The organism is Brevundimonas viscosa (assembly GCF_900116065.1).
Taxonomy (GTDB): Bacteria; Pseudomonadota; Alphaproteobacteria; order Caulobacterales; family Caulobacteraceae; genus Brevundimonas; species Brevundimonas viscosa.
Window position 1 is genome coordinate 87,262 of sequence record NZ_FOZV01000004.1, and the last position, 12,383, is coordinate 99,644.

Here is a 12,383-nt window from a genome sequence, read left to right on the forward strand (position 1 = left end):
CTCGCCGCAAACATCACCGGCCGGGTCGCCGGTCAAGCCTTCTCCACGGCCCGCAACGGCGACAACCAATCCTTTCGATTTCCACGCGCACAATCTCGAACCGGAGATTGTGAATGACCGAAACCGCCTATGCCCTCGTCGCGCAGGTGCGCCGCCGGGAGCTGAAGACCCGGATCGCCCTGGCCGCCTTCATCGGAGCCACGGCCTGGTTCGTGGCCCCGAGCGTATGGCCGCTGGTCTGGTTCGTGGCGGTCTGCGCCAGCCAGGCGGTGGACTGGCTGGTCTTCCGGCGCTTCCTCCAGCGCCCGGGAGTCGAGCCGTCCCGGACGATGATCGCCGTCGCCTGCGCCGTCACCGCCGGCTGCGTGGTCATCTATTCGGGGATCGCCGGTTACCTGTGGTTCCGGGGCGGCGAGGTCGGGCGCGTCTTCGCCCTCATCCAGATCGCGGGCGGGTTGCTGCACGTCAGCCTGCACATGCACCGGGCGCGGCCGGTGCTGATCTCGGCTGTGGCGACCCACGGGACCTATTTCCTCGGCCTCCCGGTGGTCAGCGCGATCTCGGGCGGCCGCTGGCATGAACTGCTCATCACCATCGGCTGCCTGCTCTACATGAGTCACCTCGGCGTGGCGGTTCGGCAGAGCACCTCGACCACGGAACAACTTCAGTCCGCCCGCGACGCGGCCCAGGAGGCGCGGCGGCGGGCCGAGGTGGCCAGCGACGCCAAGTCCGACTTCCTTGCGGTGATCAGCCACGAGATACGTACGCCGATGAACGCGGTCATCTCGGCCGCAAACCTGCTGCGCCGCACGCGGCTGGACGAGGCGCAGCGCGAGCACGTGGCCATGCTGACCGACGCCGGCGACGTGCTGATGGGCCTGCTCAACGACGTCCTCGACTTCTCCAAGATCGAGGCGGGCAAGATGGAGCTTGAGAGCGCCGCGATGAATGTGCGCGACCGGCTCACCGCGCTCTGCCGGCTGTGGGAGCCCCGGGCCGACGCCGCCGGCGTGCGGCTGACGATGGACATCGACGCGAGCGTGCCCGCGTTCGTGCGGACCGATCCCCTGAGATTCCAGCAGATCCTGTTCAACCTGATGTCCAATGCGGTGAAATTCACCAGCACGGGCGAGATCCGCGTGCGGGCGGGCTGGGACGGCGCGCATCTGTCGGTCGCGGTTGTCGACACCGGCTGCGGGATTCCCGCCGAGCGCCTGCCGCACATGTTCAACAGTTTCGAACAGGCCGACGCCGGCACCACCCGCCGCTACGGCGGCACCGGGCTGGGTCTTTCGATCAGCCGCAAGCTGGCCGAGATCATGGGGGGAACCCTGTCGGTCGAGAGCCGGGAAGGGGAGGGTTCCACCTTCACCCTCTCGCTGCCGGTCGAGGTCGCCGCCGAGGACGCCGCCGCATCGCGGCCGAGCGGCGAGGATACCGGGGCCCTGGAGGGCCGCGCCATCCTGGCCGCCGACGACCACGAGGTGAACCGGCGGATCCTGGCGCTGCTGCTGGAGCCGCACGGTTGCCGTCTGACGCTGGTCGCCAACGGGGCCGAGGCTGTGGAAGCGGCCCGACTGGAGCGGTTCGACGCCGTGCTGATGGACATGCAGATGCCGGTCATGGACGGACTGGAGGCGGCGCGGCGGCTGCGACGCGAGGGTCTGAACGCCGCCACGCCGATCATCGCCCTGACGGCGAACGCGCTCGACACCCACAAGGCGGCGTGGGACGCGGTCGGGGTGCACGCCTTCCTGACTAAGCCCATAGACCCGGAGCTGCTGGCCTCGACCCTGGCTGGGGCCTGCCGGCCCGAGGCGGAAACGCCGGAGAGCGCCGTCGCCTGATCAGGCCCAGCGCGCCACGGCGGCGGCGAGGGCGAGCGACCCGGGCGGCTCGACCGGATCCGGAACGGACCCATCGAAACGGGGCGCGGGCGCGGGCTGGACCACGCCGGCTTCGACGAAGGTTCCGCGCGCGGCGTTGTGAGGATGGGACGGAGCCTCGCCCAGGGTCAGCACTGGCGTGACGCAGGCGTCGGTGCCCGCGAAAAGCGCCGTCCACGCGTCTCGGTCGCGGGTCGCGAACACGGATTCCAGACGGGCGTGCAGGGCCGGCCAGCCGGCGAGGTCGAACTGCGGCGCCTCCCCGGCGGCGATGCCCAGTCCGGCCAGCAGGGCGGCGTAGAACTGCGGCTCCAGCGCACCCACCGCGACGAAGCCGCCGTCGCGGCAGGCGTAGCAGCGATAGAAGGGCGCGCCGCCGTCCAGCAGATTGGCCCCGCGGGCGTCCGTCCAGAGACCGCGGGCGCGGAAGGCGTGGAACAGGCTGGTCAGCAGGGCCGAGCCGTCCGTCATGGCGGCGTCCACGACCCGGCCGCGGCCGGTGGTCCGCGCCTCCAGCACGGCGGCCAGCAGGCCGGCGACGAGGAACATCGCCCCGCCGCCGTAGTCGCCGACGAGGTTCAGCGGCGGCCGCGGCGGCCGGTCCGGCTCCCCCGTCGGGTGCAGGGCGCCGGACAGGGCGATGTAGTTGAGGTCATGGCCGACGGATTGCGCCAGCGGTCCGGACTGGCCCCAGCCGGTGACGCGGCCGTAGACCAGCCGGGGGTTGCGGGCCTGCAACTCGGCGGGCCCGAGCCCGAGACGTTCCATGACCCCGGGGCGGAAGCCCTCGATCACCGCATCGGCGGCGCGGACGAGATCGAGGACGCGGGCGAGGTCGGCGGGATCCTTGAGATTGACCTCCACCGACGCCCGCCCCCGGTGCAGGACCTCGCCGCCCACGTCCGCGAACACAGGCGCCCCCGCCGCGGCGCTGCGGGTCAGGCGGAGCACCTCGGCCCCCATGTCGGCCAGCCACATGCCGGCGAAGGTCACCGGACCCAGGCCGTCGAACTCGAGGATGCGCACGCCGGCGAGAGGTTTCATGGCTCCTGCCTAACCGCTCCGTTCGATGCGGTCGAGCGGCCGGCTTGACCCCGGCGGCGTCCTGTCGGAGAAGGCGCGTCGCCGGCCCCTGCGGCCGGCCCGCGACGTGCGTCCCTAGCTCAGCTGGTTAGAGCACCTGACTTTTAATCAGGGGGTCCTGGGTTCGAGTCCCAGGGGACGTACCATCGCCCCGGCGGCGGGCCCGCCGTGAAATCCATCTCGTCGTGCATCCATGGACCCGGTCGCCGGCCTCATGCCGGGGTTGCATCTTCCCGGAGTTCTCCTGTCGTGTTCCTGCGTCCGCTTCTGTCCGGTCTGGCCGCCCTCGCGCTTCTGGCCGCGGCGACCGCCGTCCGGGCCTCGAGCGAGGCCTCCCTCGCGCCCGGCGCCCATCACGCCGTCATCAACGATGTGCGGCTCTGGTATCGGGTGGCGGGCCGCGAGGAAGGGACGCCGGTGGTCTTCCTGCACGGGGGGCCGGGCCAGGGCAGCCAGACCTTCGCCCGCTACGCGGGGCCGGCGCTCGAGCCGCGGTTGCGTATGGTCTATCTGGACCAGCGGGGCAGCGGGCGCTCGGAGCGGCCGTGGAACGACGCCTACAGCCTCGAACTGCTGGTCGACGACCTCGAACAGCTGCGACAGGCGTGGGGCGTGGAGCGCATTTCGCTGATCGGCCACAGCTTCGGCACGATCCTCGCGCTCGAGTACGCGGCCGCGCACCCGGAACGGGTCGAGCGGCTGGCGCTGGTCGCCGCGGCGCCCGACCTGCCGGCGGCGATGGACCTGCAATGCCTGCGACTGGAACGCCTGGAGCCGGAAACCTACCTCCGCGCCGTCGAGGCGCGGCCGGACGGCTCCCGCGCCCGCTGCAACCCGTTCGCCGCCGGTCGCGCGTTCATCGACGGCGCCATGTTCCCGGAGCCGGCGACGCAGCGGCTGGTGGACGAGAGCGACGCCGTCGACGGCCTGCGCAACACCGGTCAGATCGGACAGGCCCTGTTCGGCGCCGGCGGCTTGATGGACTACCGGTTCGATCGGCATGCGCGGCTCACCATGCCCGTGCTGGTGATTGCCGGCCTGGCCGACTTCCAGACCGTGGTCGAGCCGCAGCGCGACCTGGTTCACGACCTCCCGGACGCGCGGATCGTCGAATACCCGGGCAGGGGCCACTTCATGTTCGTCGAGGAACCGGCGCGCTTCGCCGCCGACGTGGCGGAGTTTCTGGGGCGCTGACCGGGGCGACCCGCAGTCCGAGGGAGAACGGGAACTCTCACCCGTCGCGGTTGTTATCTGCGGGCCGCCGGCGGCGCCGGGGCGCGGCCTGGGGAGTCGGGAGCATGAAGCGTGATCGCGGTCGGACGCGCCGGACGGATCGGGACCTGATCATCGTCCTCGCCTGCATGGTCGGCTCGGTTCTCGCCTCCGGCTACGTTGCGGCGCGGCTGTTGGAGACCAGCAACGGGACCGATCCGACCCGCTACGAGCGCTTCTACGCCAGTCTCGATCGCTAACGGCGATCCGGAACAGGCCGCCAGCGGGCGGGTTCTCCAGTCACTGTCCCCGCAAGGAGCCCGCCATGCCGCACCAGAACGTCGATTCCTCCAAGGCCACCGCCCAGAACGCCGCCACCGATCCGGTCGGTCCCGGCGACCAGACCGAAGCCGGCGGCGAGGCCCGGCGGCCGGAGCCGCGCAGCTACGCCGCGCCGGATGTCGCCGACTCCAGTCTCGCGCCGCCCGCGGCCGGCGAGGTCGCGGACTACATGGACGAGGGCGATGCGCTCGGCGCCGACGACGTCCAGCTGGGGAGCACCAACCGCAACCGGCCGCGCAACACCGAGATCGACAGCGGCCAGGGGCCGAAGACCCGGGCGGGCAACCAGCAGCGCCTGAAGACCGGCTCGGCGAGCTGAGCCGCGCGCTCCGGTCGCGCTTCCGCCGCGTCCGGCGACGTGGTTGAGTGCGGCCATGCGCCGCCTGATCCTGCTCCTGCCCGTTCTCGCCCTGATGGGCTGCAACGCCGGCGCCTCGGCGGCGCAGGGCGGGCGCGACTTCGGGGCAGGGCTGGGCGACGCCCTGACGGCGCCGCTTGAGGACCTGAACCTGCGCCGGGACCACATTCCGACGGTGCTGCTGCAGGCCGAGAGCAATCCGTACGACCTGCGCAACCTGAACCAGTGTGCGACCATCGGGGCCGAGATCGCGCGCCTCGACGAGGCGCTGGGGCCCGACACCGACGAGCCGCCGGCGCCGGACGGGTCCTATGTCAGCGAACGGGCCGCGGACGCGGCGTCGGCGGCGGCGCTGGACGTCGTTCGCGACACCACCACCGACTTCATCCCGGGCCGCAGCTGGATCCGGCGCCTGAGCGGCGCCGAGCAGCACAGCCGGCACGTGCAGTCGGCCATCCAGGCCGGGCGGATGCGGCGCGCCTTCCTCAAGGGCGTCGGCATGCAGCGCAACTGCGCCCCGCCGGCGGCGCCCCGGTGGTTTCGGCCGAGGCGGTCGTAAGCGACAGGCGGCAGCAGGCAGAAGGCAGCAGGCAGAAGCAGTGGAGGAGGAATAGGCGGGGGGCCTGCTGCCTCGGTCGCGGGGACCTTGGGCAGCTCGCGGCGCGCCTGTTGCCTACTTCCTAACCTCTCCCGTTCGACACATGTCGCGCGTGGAAGTCGCGGCGGAACTGCTCGAAGCGGCCCTCGGCGATCGCCGCGCGCATGGCGGCGGTCAGGGCCTGGAAGAAGGCGATGTTGTGCCAGCTGAGCAGCACCTTGCCGAGGATTTCATCCGTCCTGACAAGATGATGCAGATAGGCCTTTGAGTAGTCCTGTGAGGCGGGGCAGGGGACCTCGGGGTCCAACGGCTCCTCGTCCTCGGCGAAGCGGGCGTTCTTGAGGTTGATCGGCCCGGCCCAGGTCCAGGCCTGGCCGTGGCGGCCGGCGCGGGTGGGCAGGACGCAGTCGAACATGTCGACGCCGCGCCAGACGGCCTCCACGAGGTCCACCGGCTTGCCGACCCCCATCAGGTAGCGCGGCCGGTCGGCGGGCAGCATCTCCGGCGCGTAGTCCAGCACCTCGCACATGGCCGCGTGGCCCTCGCCGACGGCGAGGCCGCCGATGGCGTAGCCGTCGAAGCCGATGTCCTGCAGGCGGTCCGAGCTCTCGCGGCGCAGGTGCTCGAAGGTCGAGCCCTGCTGGATGCCGAACAGGGCCTGGGCGTCGCGGCTGCCGAAGGCGGCCTTCGACCGCTTCGCCCATCGCGCCGACAGCTCCATGCCCTCGCGCGCGCGGCTCTCCTCGGCCGGCCAGGCGACGCATTCGTCCAGCTGCATGACGATGTCCGAACCCAGTCGGTCGGCCTGGATCTCGATCGACCGTTCGGGGGTCAGGACGTGCTTCGAACCGTCGACGTGGCTGGAGAAGGTCACCGCCTCCTCGGTCAGCTTCGAGATGCCCGACAGGGACATGACCTGGAAGCCGCCGCTGTCGGTGAGGATCGGCTTGTCCCAGCGCATGAACCTGTGCAGCCCGCCCAGCCGCTCCATCCGCTCCGGGCCGGGGCGCAGCATCAGGTGATAGGTGTTGCCCAGCAGGATATCCGCGCCGGTCTGCTCGACCTGCCCGACCGTCAGCGCCTTCACCGTGGCGGCGGTGCCGACCGGCATGAAGGCGGGCGTGCGGATGTCGCCGCGCGGCGTTCTGAGCAGGCCGGTCCGGGCGCGGCCGTCGGTGGCGGAGATGTCGAAGGGGAAGGGCATCAGGCCGCGCGGAATAGCAGCGAGCCGTCGCCGTAGGAATAGAAGCGGTAGCCGGTCTGCACCGCATGGGCGTAGGCGGCCTTCATCGTCTCCAGCCCGGCGAACGCCGAGACCAGCATGAACAGGGTCGACTTCGGCAGGTGGAAGTTGGTCATCAGCACGTCGACGGCGCGGAAGCGGTAGCCGGGGGTGATGAAGATGGCGGTGTCGCCGTGGAAGGGGCGGACCACGCCGTCCTCGCCTGTGGCGCTCTCCAGCAGGCGCAGGGAGGTGGTGCCGACGCAGACGACGCGGCCGCCGGCGGCGCGGACGGCGTTGAGCGCCGCCGCCGTCTCCGCAGAGACCTCGCCCCATTCGCTGTGCATACGGTGCCCTGCGACATCCTCGGCCTTGACCGGCAGGAAGGTGCCGGCCCCGACGTGGAGGGTGACGGCGTGGGTCGAAACGCCTCGCCTGCGGATCGCCTCCAGCAGGGCGGGCGTGAAGTGCAGGCCGGCGGTCGGTGCGGCGACCGAGCCGTCGTGCTCGGCGAAGACGGTCTGGTAGTCGGTGCGGTCGCGCTCGTCCTCGGGCCGTTTGGCGGCGATGTAGGGCGGCAGGGGCATGACCCCGACGTCGCGGATCGCCTCGTCGAGGAAGGGGCCCGACAGGTCGAAGCGCAGAGTGACGAGGCCGTCCTCGCCCTTGGCCTCGACGGTGGCGTCGAGCCGGCCGAGTTCGCAGGCGGCGTCGCCGAGAACCCCGCTGGAAGGCGCGCCGAAGCGGATGCGGTCGCCGACCTTGATTCGCTTTCCGGGCTTCATGAAGGCCGACCAGACGTCCGGCGCGTCGCGGTGGTGCAGGTTGGCCTCGACCGCGACGGTCAGGACCTCCCCCTCGGGGCCGGGGCGCTGGCGGACGCCGGACAGGCGAGCGGGGATCACCCGCGTGTCGTTGAACACAAGGGCGTCGCCCGGGCGCAGGAAGTCGGGCAGGTCGCGGACGATGCGGTCCTCGAGGCCGCCGCCCGGCCGGACCACGAGCAGACGGGCGGAATCGCGCGGCTCGACGGGGCGCAGGGCGATCCGGTCTTCCGGCAGGTCGAAGTCGAAGTCGGCGGTCTTCATGGCGCGGGCAGTGGCCACGAGGGCGGGGCGGGGTCAAGGCCGCGGCCGTGAACCGTCGGACCGGCGCGGTGTTGATGCCCTATGCGCATTCCCGATCTTTTGCCCTCCGCCCTCATCGGCGCCGTCGCCAGCGCCCGGTCGATGACGCCCATGGCCGCACTGGCGGCCGCCCACGTCGCCGGGCGGGAGACGCCCGGCCGCCTGCGCCTGCTGACCCATCCGCTGTTCACCGCCGGGGCCCTGGCCATGGGCGTCGGCGAACTGCTCGGCGACAAGATGAAGTCGGCCCCGGACCGGACCGTCTTTCCCGGCCTGCTGGCCCGGGTGATGAGCGCCGGAATCGCGGGATCGGCGCTGGCCCCGCACGGCCGGGAGCGGACCGGGGCGGGGATGGCGGTCGCGACCGCCGTGCCGCTGGCCTATGCCACGCTGGCCGCCCGCAAGCGCGCCATGCGGGCGATCGGCCAGACCCGGAGCGGGTTGATCGAGGACGCGCTGATCGTAGGCGCCGGCGCCGCGATCGTGGCGTGGGCGGTGTGCAGACGCCGCTGACGGCCGGCGAAAGACGGGATTCACATCCCGGCGGCTAGCGTGCCTCCGGACGGAGGGACGCGATGACTTTCGGAATACGGACAGGGGCGCCGGCGAGCGGCGACCCGCAGGCGATCGGAGCTGAGCCGTCCAGGCCCCGGCGGGGCGGCTATTGGCTCGGCCTGCTGGCCCAGTTGGCGACTTCGACGATCACGCTGGGGCTGCTGCCATTCATTTCCCAGTTCAGGCTCAACGGGGCGACATTCGCGACGCTGGCGGCGCCAGCGGCGCTCGCGCTCCTGAATGTGACGGCCGTCGCGGCGGTCCTGATGCTGCTGGTCGATCTGGCTCTTCGGGCGCTCGGCTGGCGCAATCCGTGGGTCTACGCCGGATCATGTGCGTTGGCGGCCCTGATCTTCTATGTCGGCCTCGCCCTCGGGGTCGGCCTCATCAATCCGATCTTCGCCCTGTACGTTGCGGTCTGGCCCATGGCCGTCGGGGGGTGGGTGCTGGGCCGTTCGCGGCGCCGAAGCGCGGTCGGTCGTTGACCGCAGCGACCTGAGCCTGCAAAGCCCCCTCATGCTGCAGAACCTCGAAACCCTCGCGCGCGACGCCCGGTCGTGGCCGTTCGAACAGGCCCGCAACCTTCTGAACCACGTTCTGAAGAAGCGGCTGTCCGACGCCGAGCGGGACGCGGCGAAGCTGCTGATCGACGCCGGCAAGGCGGACGAGGCGCTGGCGACCTTCGAGGCGCTGCAGAAGCCCGTCGTGCTGGAAACTGGCTACGGGCCGTCCGGCCTGCCGCACATGGGCACTTTCGGCGAGGTGGCGCGGACCACCATGGTGCGCAACGCCTTCCGCGCCCTCACCGGCGACCACTGGCCGACCCGGCTGGTGGCCTTTTCGGACGACATGGACGGCCTCAGGAAGGTGCCGGACGGCATTCCCAATCCGGAGATGCTGCGCGAGGATCTGCACAGGCCTCTGACCGAGGTGCGCGATCCATTCGGGACCCACGACAGCTTCGGGGCCCATAACAACGCACGGCTCAGGGCCTTCCTCGACGGTTTCGGCTTCGACTACGAATTCCTGTCCTCCACCGAGCAGTACCGCTCGGGCCGGTTCGACGAGGTGCTGCTGCGCCTGCTGGAGCGCTTCGACGCGATCCAGGCCATCATGCTGCCGACCCTGGGCGAGGAGCGGAGGGCGACCTATTCCCCCTTCCTGCCGATCAGCCCCGTCACCGGCCATGTGCTGCAGGTCCCGACGTTGGAGCGGAATGTGTCGAAGGGCACGATCGTGTTCGACGATCCGGCGGGCGGGCGCACCGAGGTTCCGGTCACCGGCGGCCATGTGAAGCTGCAGTGGAAGCCCGACTGGGCCATGCGCTGGACGGCGCTGGACGTCGACTACGAGATGTCGGGCAAGGACCTGATCGAGAGCGTGCGCGAGAGCTCCAAGGTCTGCCGGGCGCTGGGCGGCGTGCCGCCGGAGGGCTTCAACTACGAGTTGTTCCTCGACATCGAGGGCAAGAAGATCTCCAAGTCCAAGGGCAACGGCCTGACCATGGAGGAGTGGCTACGCTACGGCACGCCCGAGAGCCTGTCGTGGTACATGTTCCAGTCGCCGAAGTCGGCCAAGAGCCTGCACTTCAACGTCATTCCGCGCGCCATCGACGACTATCTGGCCTTTATCGAGGCGTACAAGACCCAGGAGCCGGCCAAGCGGATCGACAACGCCGTCTGGTCGATCCACGCCGGGAACCCGCCCAGCCACACCTCGCCGGTGTCCTTCGCCCTGCTGCTGAACCTCGTCGGAGTGGCCAACGCCTCGACCAAGGATCAGCTGTGGGCCTATTTCGCCCGCTACCTGCCGGAGGCGACGCCGGAGAACGAACCGCTGCTGGACCAGCTGATGGACCGGGCGCTGAACTACTACGAGGACTTCGTGAAGCCCACGAAGGCCTACCGCGCGCCGGACGCGAAGGAGAAGGCTGCGCTGGAGGACCTGGCGGGGCGGCTGAAGGCGCTGCCGGCCGACACCACCGACGGCGAGACCATCCAGAACGAGGTCTATGCGGTCGGCAAGGAACACGGGTTCGAACCGCTGCGGGCCTGGTTCCAGGGCCTCTACGAGGTGCTGCTCGGCCAGTCGCAGGGGCCGCGCTTCGGCTCCTTCGCGGCCATCTACGGTTTGCCGAAGACCATCGAGCTCATCGAGGCGGGGGCCCGGGGGGAACTGGCCGCCTGAGCCCGGCGCCCGTCGGGTAACGTACATGAACGCCCGATAACGGCGCGGCTCCGGGAGCCTTCAGACTGGTCCGCGCATTCTGCCCGTCATCGACCAACTCGATGACAGGAGCAGAGCCATGTCGACCAAGAACAACAAGATCACCGTCGCCCTCGCCGCCGCCGCCAGCCTCGGGCTGCTGGCGCCCGTCGCCTTGCCGACCGCCGCCGCCGCGCAGCAGGCCAACGGCATCACCAACTGCGACGCCCCGGGCGGCCGCCAGCGCACCGGCGCCCTGATCGGCGGCGTGCTCGGCGCCCTCGCCGGCAGCCAGATCTCGGACAACGAGCGGACCCTCGGGGCCGTGGTCGGCGCCGGCGCCGGCGCCGCCGCCGGCTCCTACATCGGCTGTAACCAGCAGCGCGCCCGCGCCGCCAGCGTGCAGGGCTCGGCCCAGTATCGCGCCACCTCGAACCTGCGCATCCGCTCGGGCCCGGGCACCGGCTATCGCCAGGTCGGAAGCCTGTCGGCCGGCCAGCCCTTCACGGCCGTCGGCTCGCAGGGCGAATGGGTGCAGATCGCCGGCGGCGGCTGGGTCAACGCCCACTACGTCAGCGGTTACTGATCGATCCGTTCGACGTCCACGGACAGGAAAGCCGCCCCGCGAGGGGCGGCTTTTCACGTTGCGGCGGCCGCTACTGACTGACCCAGAGGATCCGGCCCATCCAGACGATGTCCCGCCGTGGCACCACGCGCGGCGGATAGGCGGGGTTGATCGAGGCCAGGGTGACGGCTTTCGGCGTCAGCGCCGCCACCTCCTTGGCCATGGTCTCGCCGCCGGTGGTGCGGACCACCACGCGGTCGCCCCTGCGCACGTCGGCCGCTTCCCGGTCGACGATCACCTTGTCGCCTTCGCGGTAGATCGGACTCATGGAATCTCCGGTGATGCGCAGGCTGAGCAGGCTGTCCCGCGGCCGCGGCAGCTCGGTCTGCTCCCAGCCTTCGCCGGTGGGCAATCCGGCGTCGTCGAAAAAGCCTTCCTGGCCGGCCTGGGCCATGCCGAGCAGGGGGATCACCGCCGGCCGCTCCGGCGCGTCGTGCGCCATGGCCGCGAACTCCGCCAGTGAGACGCCACACGCCTCGAGCACCCGGGTCAGGCTCTCGGTGGACGGCCAGCGCGGGCGGGGCGGATCGCCGGGGCCGAACCGCTTGGACGGGTTGAAGGCGGTGGGATCGAGCCCCGCCCGGCGCGCCAGCCCGGACGCGCTCAGCCCCTCGCGTCGGGCGAGCTGGTCGAAGGCCTTCCAGAGCTGGGCGTGGGACAGGGGCACGGGGATGCGGCGGCGAGTCGGGGATATAGGAATATCCGCCTATATGCCAGCCGCGTCAATCCCGGTCAGGCGAGGCCTTCGGCCCGCCGGTCCCGCCAGGCCTGCCAGGTTCCGATGGCGATGGCCGCGAGGACGGCGTAACCGGCCAGGTTGATGACGACGTAGAAGGCGGCCAAGGCCGGCCGCAGGTCCACCAGGGCGAGGAGGTGGCTCATCACCACCAGGGACTGGAAGCCGCAGGCCCATACGGGCCATGAGCGCCGGCTCTTCCACGCCAGGGCGGCGCAGACGCCCAGAAACACCAGGTCGACGGCGAGCACCCCCCACTGGACGCCCGTCAACGCGGTGCGGTCGTGCAGCAGCAGGGCGGCGAACACCCCGAGCAGGAAGGCCCCGGCCCCGATCCGCTCCGGCTCGTCGCCCTTGAGGAAGGCGAAGGCCGCGACCAGCGCCGCGAGGAGGAAGCCGATCTGGGAGGGTGCGGTGTCCAGCATGGCTGGCGG

General features: G+C 71.1%; 14 protein-coding genes and 1 tRNA gene. 10 read left to right on the plus strand and 5 right to left on the minus strand.

Annotation, left to right across the window (positions count from 1 at the left end):
* Nucleotides 1-113: 113 nt before the first annotated feature.
* Nucleotides 114-1,847 carry an ATP-binding protein gene (locus BM333_RS08810; RefSeq protein WP_092310004.1) on the plus strand — a complete coding sequence of 578 codons (1,734 nt, stop codon included), beginning with the start codon at nt 114-116 and terminating at the stop codon, nt 1,845-1,847.
* Here BM333_RS08810 and BM333_RS08815 read toward each other — a convergent pair whose 3' ends face one another.
* On the minus strand, nt 1,848-2,930 hold the full coding sequence (locus tag BM333_RS08815) for a CaiB/BaiF CoA transferase family protein (protein ID WP_092310007.1): 1,083 nt from the start codon (nt 2,928-2,930) through the stop codon (nt 1,848-1,850).
* Nucleotides 2,931-3,038: 108 nt separating this feature from the next.
* On the opposite strand from BM333_RS08815, the gene BM333_RS08820 reads away from it, so the two are divergent.
* From BM333_RS08820 to BM333_RS08835, 5 genes are all read left to right on the plus strand, one after another.
* Nucleotides 3,039-3,115 (plus strand) — tRNA-Lys (locus BM333_RS08820).
* A 103-nt stretch (nt 3,116-3,218) separates the two neighbouring features.
* Complete coding sequence (locus BM333_RS08825; RefSeq protein ID WP_177221848.1) at nt 3,219-4,163, plus strand: alpha/beta fold hydrolase; 945 nt, start codon at nt 3,219-3,221, stop codon at nt 4,161-4,163.
* A 104-nt stretch (nt 4,164-4,267) separates the two neighbouring features.
* A complete protein-coding gene (locus BM333_RS15935) occupies nt 4,268-4,441 on the plus strand; it encodes a hypothetical protein (RefSeq protein ID WP_177221849.1) in 174 nt (57 codons plus the stop codon).
* A gap of 65 nt (nt 4,442-4,506) precedes the next feature.
* Entirely contained in the window at nt 4,507-4,842 is a 336-nt protein-coding gene (locus BM333_RS08830; RefSeq protein ID WP_092310013.1) for a hypothetical protein, read from the plus strand.
* 55 nt (nt 4,843-4,897) lie between these two features.
* Entirely contained in the window at nt 4,898-5,440 is a 543-nt protein-coding gene (locus BM333_RS08835; protein WP_092310016.1) for a hypothetical protein, read from the plus strand.
* A gap of 121 nt (nt 5,441-5,561) precedes the next feature.
* Here BM333_RS08835 and tgt read toward each other — a convergent pair whose 3' ends face one another.
* Both tgt and queA read right to left on the minus strand, forming a co-directional pair.
* Nucleotides 5,562-6,686 (minus strand): tRNA guanosine(34) transglycosylase Tgt, encoded by a 1,125-nt coding sequence (gene tgt / locus BM333_RS08840; RefSeq protein WP_092310703.1) that lies wholly within the window; start codon nt 6,684-6,686, stop codon nt 5,562-5,564.
* The gene (queA, locus tag BM333_RS08845; RefSeq protein ID WP_092310019.1) at nt 6,683-7,789 is read right to left on the minus strand and encodes a tRNA preQ1(34) S-adenosylmethionine ribosyltransferase-isomerase QueA; all 1,107 of its coding nucleotides are present in this window, start codon (nt 7,787-7,789) and stop codon (nt 6,683-6,685) included. Before queA ends, tgt begins: the two co-directional genes overlap by 4 nt.
* An 81-nt stretch (nt 7,790-7,870) precedes the next feature.
* Between queA and BM333_RS08850 the strand changes: the two genes are divergently transcribed.
* The 4 genes from BM333_RS08850 to BM333_RS08865 all read left to right on the plus strand — a co-directional run bounded on the left by BM333_RS08850 (nt 7,871) and on the right by BM333_RS08865 (nt 11,174).
* Nucleotides 7,871-8,341, plus strand: coding sequence for a hypothetical protein (locus tag BM333_RS08850; RefSeq protein ID WP_092310022.1), 471 nt, complete (start codon nt 7,871-7,873; stop codon nt 8,339-8,341).
* Nucleotides 8,342-8,403: 62 nt separating this feature from the next.
* Nucleotides 8,404-8,868 carry a hypothetical protein gene (locus BM333_RS08855; protein ID WP_092310025.1) on the plus strand — a complete coding sequence of 155 codons (465 nt, stop codon included), beginning with the start codon at nt 8,404-8,406 and terminating at the stop codon, nt 8,866-8,868.
* Nucleotides 8,869-8,899: 31 nt separating this feature from the next.
* Nucleotides 8,900-10,570: a lysine--tRNA ligase gene (locus tag BM333_RS08860; protein ID WP_092310028.1), complete on the plus strand. Its 1,671-nt coding sequence runs from the start codon at nt 8,900-8,902 to the stop codon at nt 10,568-10,570.
* 118 nt (nt 10,571-10,688) lie between these two features.
* Nucleotides 10,689-11,174, plus strand: a complete 486-nt coding sequence (locus BM333_RS08865; RefSeq protein WP_092310032.1) for an SH3 domain-containing protein — start codon at nt 10,689-10,691, stop codon at nt 11,172-11,174.
* A gap of 70 nt (nt 11,175-11,244) precedes the next feature.
* On the opposite strand, the gene BM333_RS08870 is transcribed toward BM333_RS08865, so the two are convergent.
* Both BM333_RS08870 and BM333_RS08875 read right to left on the minus strand, forming a co-directional pair.
* Nucleotides 11,245-11,880: a S24 family peptidase gene (locus tag BM333_RS08870; protein ID WP_092310035.1), complete on the minus strand. Its 636-nt coding sequence runs from the start codon at nt 11,878-11,880 to the stop codon at nt 11,245-11,247.
* A 65-nt stretch (nt 11,881-11,945) separates the two neighbouring features.
* Nucleotides 11,946-12,374 carry a hypothetical protein gene (locus tag BM333_RS08875; RefSeq protein ID WP_092310038.1) on the minus strand — a complete coding sequence of 143 codons (429 nt, stop codon included), beginning with the start codon at nt 12,372-12,374 and terminating at the stop codon, nt 11,946-11,948.
* Nucleotides 12,375-12,383 lie beyond the last annotated feature (9 nt).